Annotated in this window: 10 protein-coding genes; 1 reads left to right on the plus strand and 9 read right to left on the minus strand. The window is 61.3% G+C overall.

The features are described from left to right. Window positions 1-54: 54 nt before the first annotated feature. The 9 genes from FHS81_RS17235 to FHS81_RS17275 all read right to left on the minus strand — a co-directional run bounded on the left by FHS81_RS17235 (window position 55) and on the right by FHS81_RS17275 (window position 7,994). Complete coding sequence (locus FHS81_RS17235; protein ID WP_030540760.1) at window positions 55-603, minus strand: hypothetical protein; 549 nt, start codon at window positions 601-603, stop codon at window positions 55-57. Between the two features lie 201 nt (window positions 604-804). Then, on the minus strand, window positions 805-969 hold the full coding sequence (locus tag FHS81_RS17240) for a hypothetical protein (protein ID WP_173830039.1): 165 nt from the start codon (window positions 967-969) through the stop codon (window positions 805-807). Window positions 970-1,361: 392 nt separating this feature from the next. After that, window positions 1,362-1,667, minus strand: a complete 306-nt coding sequence (locus FHS81_RS17245) for a hypothetical protein (protein WP_030540761.1) — start codon at window positions 1,665-1,667, stop codon at window positions 1,362-1,364. Between the two features lie 97 nt (window positions 1,668-1,764). Further along, a complete protein-coding gene (locus FHS81_RS17250) occupies window positions 1,765-3,876 on the minus strand; it encodes a ParB/RepB/Spo0J family partition protein (protein ID WP_030540762.1) in 2,112 nt (703 codons plus the stop codon). A 126-nt stretch (window positions 3,877-4,002) separates the two neighbouring features. Beyond that, window positions 4,003-4,398, minus strand: a complete 396-nt coding sequence (locus FHS81_RS17255) for a DUF2958 domain-containing protein (RefSeq protein ID WP_030540763.1) — start codon at window positions 4,396-4,398, stop codon at window positions 4,003-4,005. Next, window positions 4,395-5,357 carry an ArdC family protein gene (locus tag FHS81_RS17260; protein WP_103023847.1) on the minus strand — a complete coding sequence of 321 codons (963 nt, stop codon included), beginning with the start codon at window positions 5,355-5,357 and terminating at the stop codon, window positions 4,395-4,397. The genes FHS81_RS17255 and FHS81_RS17260 overlap by 4 nt, the downstream gene beginning before the upstream one ends. Before the next feature lie 205 nt (window positions 5,358-5,562). Further along, window positions 5,563-6,138 (minus strand): VapC50 family PIN domain-containing toxin, encoded by a 576-nt coding sequence (locus FHS81_RS17265; protein ID WP_030540683.1) that lies wholly within the window; start codon window positions 6,136-6,138, stop codon window positions 5,563-5,565. Beyond that, entirely contained in the window at window positions 6,128-6,574 is a 447-nt protein-coding gene (locus FHS81_RS17270) for a MerR family transcriptional regulator (protein WP_030540684.1), read from the minus strand. Before FHS81_RS17270 ends, FHS81_RS17265 begins: the two co-directional genes overlap by 11 nt. 67 nt (window positions 6,575-6,641) lie before the next feature. Then, complete coding sequence (locus FHS81_RS17275) at window positions 6,642-7,994, minus strand: tyrosine-type recombinase/integrase (protein ID WP_030540685.1); 1,353 nt, start codon at window positions 7,992-7,994, stop codon at window positions 6,642-6,644. An 831-nt stretch (window positions 7,995-8,825) separates the two neighbouring features. Between FHS81_RS17275 and FHS81_RS17280 the strand changes: the two genes are divergently transcribed. Then, the gene (locus FHS81_RS17280; RefSeq protein ID WP_183754809.1) at window positions 8,826-15,407 is read left to right on the plus strand and encodes a hypothetical protein; all 6,582 of its coding nucleotides are present in this window, start codon (window positions 8,826-8,828) and stop codon (window positions 15,405-15,407) included. Window positions 15,408-15,911: the final 504 nt, after the last annotated feature.

Genomic DNA, 15,911 nt, shown 5'->3' on the forward strand with positions numbered 1-15,911 from the left:
AATGAAAAACCCGGCGGATGGCCGGGCGAAGTGGATGGGAAGGTTGGCGTGAGGTCAGGCCGCCTGAGGCAGGCGGAGCAGCTCGGTGGTGGTCTCGCGCCAGAACGGATCGACCAGCCGGGCTTCCAGCGTGGCGGCGCGGTAGCGATACTCGCGAGCCTCGTCGGGATCGGGCGACCGGAAGGCCATGCCGCGCAACCGGCTGGCCTCGGAGACGATCCGGCGCGCCTCGGGGTCCGAGGCAACGGGCTGCTGCCAGAGAATGACACCGGCACGGATTTCACCGGCGAGGACCAGGCGATGCTCGCAATCCTCGATGACCATGATCCGTGGGCGGAAGTGTGGGAAGCTGTCGGGGCCGGTGCAGATATTGCTCTGGGACAGGCGCAGGCAGGCAAAGCGCATGGCCTCTTCGGGTGATTGGCATTCCCCAAGCGGAATGGTGCGGTCGAACCGGTCGGCCTTGTCATTACCGTCATCGCTGGCGATGCCGAGGCACGAGATGCGCAGCGGCAGCCTCCGGGCGCGAAAGAGCGCGGGCATCACCTCGGTTGCGAGAATCTGGCCGATGGGCCGGAAAGTATCGGATCGGAAATGGGTCATCGGGATCACTCCATGACGGGCGCCGGCGAGCCTCTCTCTCCGGCAACCAACCCGTCACGGCCGAACGGCCCGCACTCTTCCTCTCTGGCCGGGGCGCGTCCCCGGTTGCGCTGCCGGCGATAGGCGGTCATCGCAGGACCGGACGCCCGGTCGCGGGATAAGCCGCGATCCGGGCGGAGGGAATGAGGCGCGTGTCGCGCCTCAGGCCCATGGGTCCAGTTCCAGCTTCACCATGTCGTTGTCGCCGTCGAATTCGGCGGCGGGGCAAGCACCGTGGGTTCCGTCCCCGGCCTGGAACACGACGATCTCGACCATCAGCGTGTCGGCGAGGCTGGCGGCGAAGGCGGTGGCATCTGCGTAGGACATCGGGATCGGCTCCTGTCTCTGGAGGCGGGGGACCATCCCCCGCGCGACAGGCGCCCGAAGTGTCTGACTGGATCTGCAATCACTCTCGTGCGTTCGGGCATGTGTCCCGAATCCGCGAGAGCGGCACGCGCGCGTAGGCCGACCCCTTGCGGGTTGACTGCAAAGAGACGGATCAGACCAAGGTTTGCGAATGGAAGCGGGGGTGGTGTTTTGCCTCTGACAGGATGCCGAAGACCCGTCGCAGATGTTTCTCCGCGCCAGCCTTGCCCTCATGCGGCATCAGGATCGTGTTCCAGGCCGGGGATGGAACCCGTTGCCCAGACCGGATCATCGGAATCATGATGAAGCTGGTATCGGGACCATTGAGGCCGGTACCGGGTCCGTGACGACCTTCAATCCCAAAGTCCGTCAGCGATCTCGCGCGCGATCATGGCTTGCGCCTTCATCATCACGTCATCGCCGCAAGTGTCGATGTGATCGTAGAACCGGGCATCATTGCCCTGCGCGGTCCAATCCGCGTAGCGGCAATATTGGCGCATATCGAGACGAAAGGCGCGCATGTCGTCGGCCCAATGGGGCTTTGGCTCCACTACGACGGTAATGCCATCGCGGGTTTCCTCCCACGGCAGCGAGCGTTCCGAAGGAGGGGTGGCGCTGTCCTCGCGAAAGATCTGGTCAATGTCGATATTTGCGGGCATCGGATATCTCCAAAGAAAAAGCCCGGTCACGAGGACCGGGCGAAGTGTGGAAACGGAACGGAGGAGACGGAGCAGCGGAAGCCGCCCCGCCTGAGGATCATTCGGCAGCGACCATCGACTGCGCGTCCTCCTCCTCGGTGGCTTCTTCATCCTCGCCATCGTCGACAAGGAACTCGGGCAGATCGTCCGCGTCCGTATCGACCTTGGCATCACGGTCCACCATGCGCAGCGGCTCCGGCAGCCAGCCGGTTTCGGCCAGCAGGCGCTCGGCTTCTTTCGCCATGTCGCCTTTCTTCAGATGATCGATGAGCTGCGCCGCCCAGTCGCCGGCGCCCTCGCGCACCGCCTCGATGATCCGCGGTTTGGTCACGCGGCCGAGATAGTTCCCGACCGTGGGCCGCCAGCCCACCGCCACCATGTCGAGTCCGGTCGCCCGAGCGAGCCGGTCTGCCTGCGACAGGCGCACGTCGAGACCATGCTGGCTGACGCCCATGCCGCTATAGGGGTTGGGTTTCTCGTGCAGGGCGTTGACGCCGAAGCTAACGCAATGGGCGAGCAACTCCATCCGGGTGTCGTCGTCCTGATCGGCCAGCCAGTCCCAGAGCGCGGCATCGTTGGCCGGGATGTGATCGCCCCAGCGTTCATGCCGATCCTGGATGGACTTTGCCGAGGCGCTTTCGCCCAGATCCTCTGCCTGCGCCGGGAAGTGAACCTCCCGGACCTGGGCCTCGAGGCAGCCCCTGGCGGAATGAGGCAGGAAGCAATCCGTGACCAACCGGTGCAGCAACGCCGTCATCGCCACATGCGGGTTGGTCGCCACGGCATCCCGAAGCGCCAAGGTGCGATGCGCAGTCAACTCGCTGACGAGGCGATCGGGCAGCGGCCGGATGGTCTCGACCTCTTCGTCCTCCTCGGTTTCCGGCGCTGCACCGCCCACGGTGATGACGGCGCGCTGGACACTGCCGGGCTCGCCGCCTTCAACAGATGCACCTTGGGCGCCATCGCCCTCCTGGCCTTCCACCACCTCGTCTTCGGAGCGGACATAACCGCGCTCGACGGCGAGCTGACCGTCGTGACGGATGCTGACGAAAACACCGGCACGGGCCATCTGGTCGGCGGCATAGATCATCGGCCGGGATTCGAGGGCATCCAGCGCTTCCTCGATCTCGCCGAGCCGCGCATCCACCTCGTCGGGCAATTCGTCGGCCTCGGCATATTCCGCCTCCAGCGCGTCGAACTCGTCGCGGAGCTTCTCGCGTTCGGCACGCTCCTCGTCAGTCAAGTCGATGGTGGCGCCGGCCAGACGGCGCATCCCGCTGGTGTGGCCATAGGGGAAGTCCACCGCGATCTCGATCCATTTCCAGCCTTCCTCAGCGATGGTTTCCGCGTCGGCCTTCAGCTTTTCCCCGACAAGCCTGTCGAGCAGCACCGGGTCCTGGAGCCAGCCGCCATCGTCCTGCTGGAAGAGATCGCGCAGCACGCAGCCGCCGGCGTCCTCGTATGCGCCAACCCCGACGAAGAGCGCCCGCTTGTCGGAAGCGCGCACGGTGGTTTCGGTGAGAAGGCGGCGGATATAATAAGGTTCCTTCTGCCAGCCGTCCCGGATCGCTTCCCAAACCTTTTCCTGGCGGGCGTGATCCTCGGAAACGCTGAAGGCCATGAGCTGTTCGAGCGTCATGCCGTCCTCGGCATAGACATCGAGCAGCGAAGGCGAGACCGAAACGAGGCGAAGGCGCTGCTTTACCACCTTGGCGTCGACGAAGAACGCGGCGGCGATTTCCTCCTCGCTCATGCCCTTCTCACGCAGGGTCTGGAAGGCGCGGAACTGATCCAGCGGATGCAGCGGCGCGCGCTCGATGTTCTCGGCCAGCGACACCTCGTCGATCAGGATGTCGTCACTGGCCTCCGAGACGATGCAAGGCACCGGCGCGGTCTTGTTGAGGCGCTTCTGCTTGACCAGATGCTCCAGTGCCCGGTAGCGCCGTCCGCCGGCGGGCACCTCGAAGAGGCCGGTCTCCTTGCCCTCCGCATCCAGCTCTGGCCGGACATGCAGGGACTGGATCAGGCCCCGGCGGGCGATGGACGCGGCCAGTTCCTCGACCGAGACGCCAGCCTTCACGCGCCGGACATTGGACTGGCTGAGCACCAGCTTGTTGAAGGGGATGTCGCGCGAGGACGACAGGGTGATTTTCTGAACGGCAGTGGCCATGTCAGTGACTCCATGACGGACGCCGGGGAGCCTCTCTCTCCGGCAACCAGCCCGTCACGAAGCGAAGCGCCGCCCTCTTCCTCTGAAGAGAGCGACGCCGAACCCGCAGAGCCTGGAACCCGGAATTCAGGGAAACCGGCTTTCCGTATCGGAGGATTTCCGGCTCAAGGATTGAGCCGCGCGGTAAAGCACGCGCTCGGCATCACGGATGCTGCCGGTCTCACGCGCCGCCTCGGCCCAGACCGAGATCGGGAAATCTCCGATGAAAAGCAGATCCCGTTCGATGCCCATGCCAAACGGCAACTGGAGGGATCGCAGTTCCTCGAAGCGCCATGAGCCCAGTTCGGGACAGCCGATATCGGCCAGTCCGAACATGGTGTCGCCATCCTCGTCCAATTCGGTCGCAAGCCAGACACCCGCGCCGAAGGGGTTGAAGAATTTGACGACCGGGATGTGATCGGCGTCCGGTTGGCGGCCATTGGCGAGAAGCTGCGCGCGCTGTTCATCTGTCAGGAGGATCATGCCGCGGCCCTCCGCTCGGTGGCCGCCATATCGGCTTCTGCGGCGTCGCCCTCCGGCAGATGCGAGAGAATCCAGTCGGCCGCCTTGCTCGCCTGCGAGGCGGCGCGCACGATGGCGCGGGAATCCTCGCGCATCACCTCCAGCCACGAACCAACATAGTCGGCATGGCGCACCGTCGGCACGATCCCGAGCGAGGCGCAGCAAAAAGCGCTCGAAATCTCGGCTATCATCTCCTCGAAGGCGTATTTCTTCGTACCGAAGCTACCCGAGAAATCCCGCCCGAGCCGGGTCTCATGCCCTGTGGCGTGACCTATCTCGTGGAGGGCGGTCCGGTGCCAATTGATCGGCTCGAAATAGGCTTGCGGCGGCGGCACCTGCACATAGTCCTGAGCGGGGGCATAATAGGCGCGGTTCCCGCCGATCCGGAAATCGATGCCGGTCGCCGCGATCAGCGCCTCGACCTGCGGCTCGATCATGCCGGGCGGTGGAGGTGGGGCCTCGACGGCGATGTTGTCGGGCAGGCCTTCGCATTGCGCGGCGTTGAATACGGTGAACCGCTTGAGGAACGGAATGCTGCCGGCTTCCTCCCCGGTCTCACGGGCGCGGCGCTTTTCGTCCTCCGGCGTGAAACGATCGGCATAGACGACGGTGGTGCCGTGCTCGCCCTTCCTGACATTGCCGCCAAGCGACAGCGCCTGGCGGAAAGTGAGCCAATGCTGGGTGGGATAGCCATGCTGGATCACGGCCCCCCAGAGGATCAGGACATTGATGCCGGAATATTGCCGGGCGGTCGCCGCGTTCCTCGGCATGGCGAGCGGCGCTTTCGCCGCCGCCGTGCCCCAAGGTTGGACCCAGGGAAAGCGCCCTTCCTCCAGGTCGGCGATGATCTTGTCGGTGATGTCGTCGTAAAGATTCGTGCGCGTGCCGCCCTTGCGAGCCGCGCGTTGCTCTCTGGCCATCGGGATGATCTCCGCGACGGGCGCCGGAAGCCTCTCCTCCGGCCCTCAACCCGTCACGGAAAACCCGTCCGCACTCTCACTCTGAAGGGGGCGTTGCGGGGTCTCCCCGCAGAAGGGGGTGCGCCGGCGACCGAGGCGCCGGCCAGGGGGAAGACTTTCCCCCGCAATCCGTAAATCAGGGCTTCGGCAGGCATGGACGTCCGGTTCAGAGATCGTCGATATGCTTCTCGATCTGCGCTGCCAGCCTGGTGAGTTTCTGACCTCGCAGGATGTCGAGGAAGTCGGACGCGGACACACGCGACCGCCTGAGATTGCGCCGAGCATTCGCCAGCGACCCGGTGGTCTGCTCCGGAAGCTGTTCATGGAGATCGGCCAGGAAGGCGTCTGGTGTCTGACGCACCAGATTGTGTTTTCTCAACGCGCCAACCGGGAAATCGCGCAGGTTCCAAGTGATGATCGTCGATGCGCCTGCCGCGATGGCGGCTGCGGCGACATGACGGTCATCGGGGTCGGGGAGACTGATGGCAGGGATATGCTGTTCGTATCCGGCAATACGCGCCTCGGGCAATGCAAGGTCCATGAGACGCTTCGTGCCCATCAGGCGATCGGGCGGAAGGCCCGGCGTATTGGCGATGAGGTTCTGCATCCATTCGTCATGGATCGCATCGGTCCAGCGCGCGTGGAACAGGCGGTCGACTGCCGCCTGCACGATGACGTTCCTCAGATGAAACGGATACAGGACACAGGCATCGCAGACCGCGACAACGGGATTAAATGCCATAGCGGAGGTTGAGATCCTCGGCATCGGCCGCCAGGCCTTCCATCGCCTTGCGCTGGCCGTCGATCTGCGCCTTCAGCGCCAGAACGTCCTTGAGCGATGCGCGGCGATGCTTTCCCACATAGCGGAACGGCAGATCGCCGATGTCCATGCGATGGACGACGAGCGGCCGCGAGATGCCGAGGATTTCGGAGGCATCGGCGGGGCTTAGTTCCTGATCCTCGGCCAGCACGGCGACGCGCTCGCCGCTGCGCAGATGGTCCAGCAGGGCCTCGACCACATCGGCCGCGGCAGGCGGCAGTACGACGGTCTGCTCCTCTCCGTCCCGGCGGCGGACACGCAACTCGAAGCGGTCGCCCGCCCCGAGACTGGGAAGGGCGAGCACCTTCTTGCGGTCCCGGTCCGAAAGACCGGCGAATTTGACAACCTGGCTGGCCATGGCGGTTTCTCCTTCCTGACCAATATAGGCGCCCTGAACGCTAACTGCAATAACTGAAAATCTGGTATCAGGCTGCAAGGCGCTCATCCTCCTCGGTTTCTGGCTCACCGATCGCCTGAAGCAGGAAGCGCGACAGTGCAGCCTTGCGGGAATCGCGATCCAGCGCATAGGCGGTCTGCTTGAATTCGATCCCGTCGAGCAATCCCTGAATGTAGCCGGAGATCGTGTCGGCGGCCATGATCAGGGCCGTGTCGAGCGAATGGATATACTTGCTCGTGACCGACCCCTTGGCGTGCCCGACCAGCGCGGCGATCGTGACCTCGGTGAAACCGAGATCGTTGGCGATGCTGGCGAAGCTGTGCCGCAAGACATGCGGCGTCACGTCGGCCAGCGGGCTGTCCCTGAACATCTGTCTCCAGTGGTTGGGAAAGCCGCCGAAGGCGTTGTCCTCGCCTTGGCCGGGGAACACATAGGTGCCCGTCGCCGTCTTGCGACGTTCTTCCAGATATTCGATCACCGGCAGGCCAACGGGCCGAATGGAGGCGCCTTCCTTGCTTTCCTTGAGGCGTATGCAACTCGCGTCGATATCCGCCTCGGCCCATTTGAGGCCGATCATCTCGCTGCGGCGACAGCCGGTGAGCGCGATCTGCCGGATGATCTCGACCGTCATCTCATATTTCGGATTCTCGGCTGCCGCCCGCAACATCTCGCCGAGGATGCGGTATTCGGCTTCGGTGAGACGACGATCGCGCACATTGTCCTTGGGCTTGCGGATACCATGCGCGGGATTGGAGGTGATGATTCCGGCCTCCATGGCGTATGTGAGAATGCCACCGAGGAGCCCGACGGTCCGCGTAGCCGTGCCGGCGCCGCCGCGCACGATGGCTTTGCCGCGCAGCTTCTTGGTTTTGACCGATACCGCCGTCTTGCCGGCCATGACGTCCTTCAACACCTTGGCGACATCGGCCTTGACCAGATCTTTGACCTTGCGGTTGCCGATCAGCGGAATGATGTGCCGGCGAATTCGGCCCACATCGCTGACGATGGTGCCTGCCTTTTTTGGGCGTCCGCCTTTGCCGAGGATGAGACCAGCGTCGAGATCCTTGAGATACATCGCGCACAACTCCTTGACGGTGAGCGCCTGATGATCGAGCTGGCGTTCTTCGGAAGGGTTGTCACCTTGGGCCACCCGGCCGAGCTGTATCTTCGCTTCCTGCCGGGCGGTTTCTGCCGTCCAGATGCCATGGAGGCCGATAGTGTAACGACGGGTTCGACCTGCGGCGCGATATTGGATAAGGTAGCTGCGTTTTCCGGACGCGAAGACACGAAGGCCGAAGCCGGGCAGCTCGTCGTCCCAGATGAAATAGTCCTTTTCACGGACGGCAGCGGCGTCCACCACACGTTTTGTCAGCTTTGACATTAGCCATTCCTCCCGCTGAGGAAGGGTTGCTTCCGCGGAAGCACCACGGAAGCACCCGGATGGAATTCGGAGCGAAGTTCTGGATATGGATTTCGGCGGGAAAAGCAGAATTGTCCATATGTTTCAAATCGTTGTCGTATCATAGCGTGCCCTGGCGTGTATTTAGGATAGCCAGGACAAAATGCTCCGAAGGCAAAGGTCACACGTTCGAATCGTGTCGGGTGCGCCATTTCTCCGCCGATTGCCCTCCATAGTACGCTATAGCCGCCGAAATTACGCCTTTACACAAGGTGATGGCTGGCATGTGCTCCAAAAAGCGTAGAAACGGCGGCGTTTGATGGTGAAAAAGTTCGAATCCCTTCCGGTCAATGGGGAGACTCTTCGCCTGCGGCCATGGCACACAAGGCTTTAAATGGCAGCTATATGCCTAGCCTCGAACGCCGGAGGCCTTTCGAAAAACAGTGTTGATGATGAAGGTATCCGAATCCCAACTGATTGCTTCAGCATATAGGTTCGAATCCCGCTCGACCCGCCAAACACCGCCGATTGCCGCACAAATTGAACGATTATTTCATTTATTATCAATCTGATAGATTGCCGCGAGGCGATTGGCGTGCGAAGAGGGGTTCTCACACGCCCAGCCAAGCACGATAGCCCTACCAGTATAACCGCCGATGGTACTCCACAGCCCCGCTGCGCTTCTGCTAGGCGAGGTAGCAACAGGTAAGCGTGTTGCGTGCCTCATCGCTTGATGGGCCGGAATTTTTGGTGGTGTCATGGCGTGGTGTGCGGGACAATAAGACTGGTAAAATGACGTGAATCAACCTGATCATGAATGATGACAAAGACCCGAGCGTCACGCCGATAGCAATAGACAAGGTACGAGCCTCCAAGGCTGGTCATGCTTATCATGAAGCTTGGGCAGCGCGTACGGCGCTTGAGCTTCTTCTGCCGTCGACCGACCTCTCCGCCATCACGCTCGAAGGCTTTGATGAACGAGACGAGCAAGAGCTGGGAACCGGTGCGGTCGAGATCGCTGATCTTGTCCGATACCACGGCGGAACCGACGTTGCCCGGGCGCACCGAGTCACGATCGTTCAGTTCAAATACTCGATCGCCAGCGCCGACACATCAGTTCGAGCCGCAGACCTTGCTTCTACGCTCACCAAATTCGCCGCAACCGACGCCGAGCTTCGAGCGATGCACGGCGATGACCATGTCGACAAAGTGGTCAGGTATGAATTTTCAACAAACCGGCCCATCCACGACAATTTAGGTCCGGCGATTGCAGCAGTGATCGCTGGTACCGAAGAAGATGGTGATAAGGGGCGCCAAGCAGCCCGAATCGCGCAAGCTCTGAAGAACTACCCGCATCCTGCTGCCGAGTTGCTGCGTCGGCTAGATTTGATGGGCAGCAAAGGGAGCTTGATCGACGCGGAGCGCACGATTTCCGCGACCCTAGCTGCATGGAGCGAACCCAGCGATCCAGACGCGGAGAAGCGCCTGCTCAAGCTGCGGAATCTTATCAGGATTAAGGCCGGCCCCGGCAGCGAAACAGATAAGCGTGTTGATCGGGTAGCAGTCCTGGCTGAGTTGGAAGTCGAGCACGAGGATCGCCTGTATCCGACCCCTGATGCATTTTCCGAGGTCAAGGAAGTCGTGCAGCGCGCGGTTCTCGACGACATCACAATCCTTGCCCGTGAGGTTGGTTTTCCCCTCGTGGTCCATGCGGCAGGTGGAATGGGCAAAACGGTGTTGATGCAGGGCTTGACCGACCGGTTGCGCGCTGACGGACCCGTAGTACTCTTCGACGGGTTCGGTGCAGGGCGATGGCGGGACCCTGCTGACGGCCGGCATCTCCCGGAGCGGACATTGGTTCACATTGCCAATCTCCTGTCCGGGCAAGGACTTTGCGATATTCTCCTGCCCGTCGCTGATGTAACCAGCTTGCTGAGGGCATTTCGGAGGCGGTTGGCCCAGTCTGTCGCAACGGCTCGGAACACGCGCAGCGACGCATGTCTGTCGCTGGTTCTAGATGCCATCGACCACGCTGGTCTTGCCGCGCAGGAAACCGCCACGTCATCATTCGCCCATCTTCTCCTGCGCAGCATCAGTATCGATCCGATTGATGGTGTTCGTATCGTTGCATCGTGCCGCACCGAGCGGCTCGCGTTGGCAACCGGCGACAGCTCGCATCGCTCTTTCTCAGTTCCATTGTTCACTGACACTGAGGCACGTACTCTTATCGCACGCCGAGTACCGGACGCCTCAGCCGCTGAAGTCGCTGCGTTACTCATGCGATCCGGCCGCAATCCACGCTGCCTAGACAATCTGATTTCGAGTGGACGCCCCTTCGATCCAGTGTCCTTCCCCGACAACCCTAGCGAGCCACACGATCTGCTCGATGCGCTTCTCCGCAAGCGTCTTGAAGAAGCGCGCAGTACGGCGCGCGCTCGCGGTGCCACAGATCGGGACATCGATCTTCTGCTCACCGGCATTGCCCTGCTGGCGCCGCCGGTACCAATCGAAGAGCTCGCCGCAGCGCATGGATTGATCGCCGAGCAGGTCGAGAGTTTCGCCGCTGATCTCGCTCCCTTGCTGGAGCGAACACCCCATGGTCTGATGTTCCGCGATGAGCCTACCGAAACTCTGATCCGATCTACCTATGGCACGAGTCAAGTGGGCCGAGATCGAGTTATTGCCGCTCTTGAGGAACGCCAGCTTACTTCAAACTATGCAGCCCGAGCGTTGCCGGCGCTGCTTACATCGCTACGCGATGCGGATCAGCTCATTCGGCTGGCTTACGATCTGCGCGTTCCCAGCGGGGCGTCACAAGTCAGCACGCGCGACATCCGGTTAGCTCGGATCACGGCCGCTATCGCGTTGGCGGGAGAGCTTGGCCGGCGCGACGATCTTTTGCGCCTACTGCTGGAGGCATCGCTTGTTGCCGCCGGCCACGAACGATCCGACCGTTTTCTCTACGAGCATCCTGATCTCGCCGCAGTGGCAGGTGACCCCGAGGCGCTGCGGCGTCTCTCTGCAACCAATGTTGGCTGGCCAGGTGGCAAGCACGCTGCGCTGGCATTGGCGAATGCGTTCGCTGGCGATCGAGACGAAGCTCGCCGTCATGCCCGGCGGTCGATCGACTGGCACAATTGGTCGGCACACTCAAAAGGTGGCGCGCGATTCAACGAGTCGAACACGTCGCGAAAATGGGACGACGTTGGCTTCGCCTATGTCGAGATGCTCGCGGGCAACGATGTGCGTGTAGCCCAATTCTTCGCCCGCCGAGATGACGGTGCGGCGTTCGCCAAGTTTCACGACCTTTTTGATCTTCTAGAGCGCCACCAACGTTCTGCCCACCCTCCGACCACGAGTATCGCAAGACGGCTATTGCGATGCCGAATTCCATCGCGGGCCCTCTTTGCAGCCGCGCTGCAATTCGCCGGCGGCGACCCCTCCCATGTGATCAGGATGATCACCGCCCTTTCCGCTGCTCCACCTATAACCGACAACAACAAGAACTTGGCGATGGCCAGCGTTCTGGCGTCAGCCCAAGCGGCCGATCTCGGCTTGGAACGAGAGGGGACGGCTATCCTCGCCGGGGCAGCGCTCAAAGCCCAAACGATCTATGACTATTCGAGCTACTATCCGATTGACCGCACGGTCGATGTGATCGTGCTCGCTGCCGGCGTGCGAGCTGCGTTGCGGCGCAAGCCTGTCACTTTAATAGACATAGCACCGGCGGAACTGATTGAATTGGCTCCCGTAAGCGCGCGGTCGCGCGGCGCAGCTGCCTTCGTTCGCGTGCTGAATCAGAAGCTGGCCGCACCAAAGTATGATGGAAAGCAGCGGCGGCGAAAACGGCGCGATGGACTTGATGAAGAGAAGCGCTCCGAATATTCGCGCGTCCTCAGCAACCGGGTCACGCCGTTGCTGCAATACGCGCAGGACGCTGCTAACATCATTCGCCCACCGCGCGGAACAACGCGCACCGAGATGCTGATCGCGGCTTTCGACCGTCTTGTCAGCGACGTCGATGAAGCATCCAACTACCCGTATCGAGACGGGAAGGCTTACCTCGCGCGAACAGGTTTCCGCGTGCTTTTCTATCTCGCCGACGCGTTGGGAGCGTTCGACGCAGTTCTTGCAACGCGTATGGCCGAATGGGCGGCGAATGCCCCGGGGTTGTTCGCTCCAGAACTGACTGACGCTGTGGCGCGGCTCTCTCGTATCCCGCATTGCCACGATGCCGCGCTCCTGCTCGCCAGCCACGTCGAGCGGAAGATTCAGCTGGATACTGATGTCGGATCTAGGGTCACCGCCTATGGCGGCCTTGCGCGCGCGCTGTGGCGAGTGAGTACCGACGAGGCCGCAGCGTACTTCCGTCGCGCGCTCGACTTAGCCGAAGCAATTGGTTCGGACGATTTCGATCGCACCAATCACCTTCTGGAATTGACTGGGCACTATTCTGGCCCGGAGCTGTCGCCTGAGGCCGCGCACACCCTCGCGCGCATTCTTGAGTTGAATCAGAATGAAGATGACCGGTTTCCTTGGATCGAATACGCGCAGACGATGGTGCCGATTGCCGGTAGTGCAACGTTGGCGATGCTGGCGCGGCTGGATGATCGTGATGCCGCACGTCTTGGCCTGTCCCTCGGCCCTGCGCTCACAGTCCTCATCCGCAACTCCAAGCTGTCGGCTGAGGTCGCGGTCGCACTGTTCGGCCTAGCTGCTCCGATCGAAACGTGGACCTGGCACATTTCTGATTTCGCGTCGGAAGCTGTGGGCCGTCTGCCTCAGGAGCGAAGAGAATGGTTGTTCAACCTGCTGATCGTCGAGATTGATCGCGACGATCAGCTGTCTCCCGCGCGAGAGACGATCGAAGGGTTACATCGCCTCGCCAAGCAAAATCTCCCCGCTACCTCGCCGGCTCGGATGCGGATCGAGGGACTGCTCGCTAGACTCGGACCGAAATCGGAGCAGCTACCGCCGGATAGGCCGATAATCAGCACTGAACTTCCGGTGGTTTTCCCGATTGACCTGAGCAATCCAGATGAGATTGATCGGCAAATACTGAGCGAGGAAATTGACCACACTGGACGGCGATGGCCGCTTCGGACACTGCTTGAACTGGGGAAGCGGACGACCTCGCCCGCAGATCGTCTCGGCTTCGTCCGCGCGGTCGTCGAAGCCAGCGCCGCGACGCTTGCCGACAAAGTCCGAGCGCTGGACGATTACCTAGAAGACTGGAGCGCTTCGTCGGCGGCTATGCGCGATGCGTTACCGGAGCTTGGGCTCCGGCTGGCGTCAAAACATGCCACAGAGCTCGCGGGTTCCAGCACTGATGCATGGGGTGGCTGGCGGGGGCTTGAGCGATATTTTCGAGCCAATCGTGTCGCACTTGTCGAACATGTGGTTGCCGGTCTTCGCGCCAGCGCAGATGGTCTTGGTGGGAATGCATGGCTGGCGCTGGCCGCTAGGCTTGCCGCTGATGCTAGCGACAGCGCCATCGCGGACGGCCTTGAGAGGTTCTTGGCGAACACCGGCGAGAAGTTACCTACTGAAGTTGGCGACGGACCTTGGGACGCACGTTTGGCTGTTCCGGGCGAGGAGGCCACCTTGGTGGCGGAGCTCCTGTGGTCGAGACTCGGTCATCCCATTGCGGCAATGCGCTGGCGCGCTGCGCATGCAGTGCGGCGTGTGGCTGAAATTAAGCGCTTCGATGTTATTGAAAGGCTGATCGAGAGCTTTGAGTCTGGCTCGGGCCTACCTTTTAGTGATGCAAAGCTCCCCTTTTACTCCATGCATGCACAGCTCTGGCTGTTAATCGCGCTCGCACGCGTGGCAAAAGATTCTGTGGACGCACTGATCTCTCGACGTGCGTTTTTTGAACGGATCGCCCTCTCCGCTGAGTTCCCGCATGTAGTGATGCGTGCCTTCGCAATTGATATACTGCTTGAGATAACCCAAACACTCGCATCCGACGAGCGCGATGCATTGACAGCCATCCTTGCCCCGGCGAACCTGTCGCCCTATCCCCACGCTCCTCGGTCGGATTACACCGAGTTCCGTTATGTTCCCCGGCCGGATTCTTCGCCACGACGGGACGACACCTTTCACCTCGACTACGACTTCAATAAATATCATGTCGAGCGCCTGTGTCATGTCTTCGCTTGCCCTGGATGGGAAGTGGAAGACCGGATCGGTGCCTGGGTGCGTCGTTGGGACGCCGCCGTGCGGGCAATGCATGATTGCCCGCGTAGCAGCAGCTACGATGAAACTTGGTCATCAGGCTATGTTCCGAACCGGGACCGATATGGAGGATATCTCGGCTGGCATGCGCTCATGCTTGTTGCCGGTGATCTGTTGGCTGCGCGTCCTGTCGTGGGTGAGGACTGGAGTGGCGACGCTTGGACGGCGTTCCTTAAGGAATATCGGCTGTCTCGCGACGATGGCCTGTGGCTTGCCGATCTTACTGACCCATTTCCGCTCGATCTCACCAAGGAGGCGGATATGCCTATGCCGGAGAGCGGTAATGGCAGTACGGTGCGCGAGGATATTCAGTTGCTGGCCCCCTTGCTAGGTATCGATGACCGTAGTGTTACAGCGGATTGGGTTCCGGTTTCGGGGGTATGGTCGATTGGCCACGACACGACGGTCACAGTTCGCAGCGTAATGGCAAACGCAATTGATGCTCGATCGACGACAATGGCGCTGCTGTCTGACGAACCGTTCTTTCGGTGGTTACCTCACGATGAAGAAGAGATCGGTCGTCATTTCGGCCGCGACGGTCATACTGTTCGGCCGTGGGTCGCGGAAACCTCCAACACTGAGCGCCAGTTGGATCGCCATGATCCCTATGCTGCCACCACAGCTCTCGATAGGCCATTCCCATCGACGTTCACCCAAGAACGGATGGGGACAAAGCCGGACGATCCAGTCGTCCGCCGATGGTTGATCGACGGGACAACAGCCTTTCGCGCAGAAGCTTGGGGCGCTGAGGGTGGACGGGGCGAACACGCATGGAGCAAGACCGGTTACCGACTATTCGCCAAGAGCGAACCGTTGCTGTCACTGCTGGACTCAACCGAACGAAACCTCGTTGTCGCGCTCAAGCTTCAGAAGTATCATAAGGGAAAGTCGAGCGGGCGCGGCGGGGACACCAGCGGGTTCACGCATCGCTCACTGGTGGTTATCATAAACGGTCGCGGGCACTTCTGGGCTCCACGGCGCCTTTCACAACAAGCCAAGCAAGCCCTTGCGGCGCTCGATCCCGATCGACGGCGCGATTTCTACGCGCGCTTCCGCGCCATCGCCGGCCTGCCAGATGAATGGCTCGCTCGGCGGAACGATCCGCCGGTCAGCACCGAGCAAATTAAAATCTTCATCGAGGGCTTATCGTCCGACTAGCAGATGCAGTTCTAAACGACCCCTGCTTCGGGATCGCTCAAATCGATCACGGGCGGGCGAAACGGATGCAGAATAGATGGGGATCATTTTAGAGGGCTATAGCGTAGATGTAGTTCTCTGTTTCGTCGACTTCGGCCCGCCAAACACCGCCGATGGCCCTCTATCGCACGATATTGCCGCCGATCGCCGCATACCACCGGGTAAGATAGCAAGTCGCCGATTCTACGCTATGGCCCGATATATTTTGGGAGCAGCGCGACAGCTTCCGACCCCATTCAAGTCGTTTGCTCGTCGCTTCGCATTCCCGAAACCGGTCATAACAAAGCAGAATTTTAGCTTTATATTTTCGGCGTCTCTCACTAACCCCCAGCTCTGTCAGCCAGCATGCGCCTGTTCCATTTCCGCATGCCTAGGTTCAGGACCTATTAATTTGGCTTTAGATGTGATTCACAGTCTCCATTGAGGAGGCTGCGATGGGTGATTTGTTTTTGTTGAGTGAGTGCC

Source organism: Pseudochelatococcus contaminans, assembly GCF_014195635.1.
GTDB classification, from domain to species: domain Bacteria; phylum Pseudomonadota; class Alphaproteobacteria; order Rhizobiales; family Beijerinckiaceae; genus Pseudochelatococcus; species Pseudochelatococcus contaminans.

Excerpts from the sequence above, each read along its gene's own strand:
- FHS81_RS17235 (WP_030540760.1), bottom strand. The coding sequence starts at position 603 with ATGACCCATTTCCGATCCGATACTTTCCGGCCCATCGGCCAGATTCTC.
- FHS81_RS17240 (WP_173830039.1), bottom strand. The coding sequence starts at position 969 with ATGTCCTACGCAGATGCCACCGCCTTCGCCGCCAGCCTCGCCGACACG.
- FHS81_RS17245 (WP_030540761.1), bottom strand. The coding sequence starts at position 1,667 with ATGCCCGCAAATATCGACATTGACCAGATCTTTCGCGAGGACAGCGCC.
- FHS81_RS17250 (WP_030540762.1), bottom strand. The coding sequence starts at position 3,876 with ATGGCCACTGCCGTTCAGAAAATCACCCTGTCGTCCTCGCGCGACATC.
- FHS81_RS17255 (WP_030540763.1), bottom strand. The coding sequence starts at position 4,398 with ATGATCCTCCTGACAGATGAACAGCGCGCGCAGCTTCTCGCCAATGGC.
- FHS81_RS17260 (WP_103023847.1), bottom strand. The coding sequence starts at position 5,357 with ATGGCCAGAGAGCAACGCGCGGCTCGCAAGGGCGGCACGCGCACGAAT.
- FHS81_RS17265 (WP_030540683.1), bottom strand. The coding sequence starts at position 6,138 with ATGGCATTTAATCCCGTTGTCGCGGTCTGCGATGCCTGTGTCCTGTAT.
- FHS81_RS17270 (WP_030540684.1), bottom strand. The coding sequence starts at position 6,574 with ATGGCCAGCCAGGTTGTCAAATTCGCCGGTCTTTCGGACCGGGACCGC.
- FHS81_RS17275 (WP_030540685.1), bottom strand. The coding sequence starts at position 7,994 with ATGTCAAAGCTGACAAAACGTGTGGTGGACGCCGCTGCCGTCCGTGAA.
- FHS81_RS17280 (WP_183754809.1), top strand. The coding sequence starts at position 8,826 with ATGAATGATGACAAAGACCCGAGCGTCACGCCGATAGCAATAGACAAG.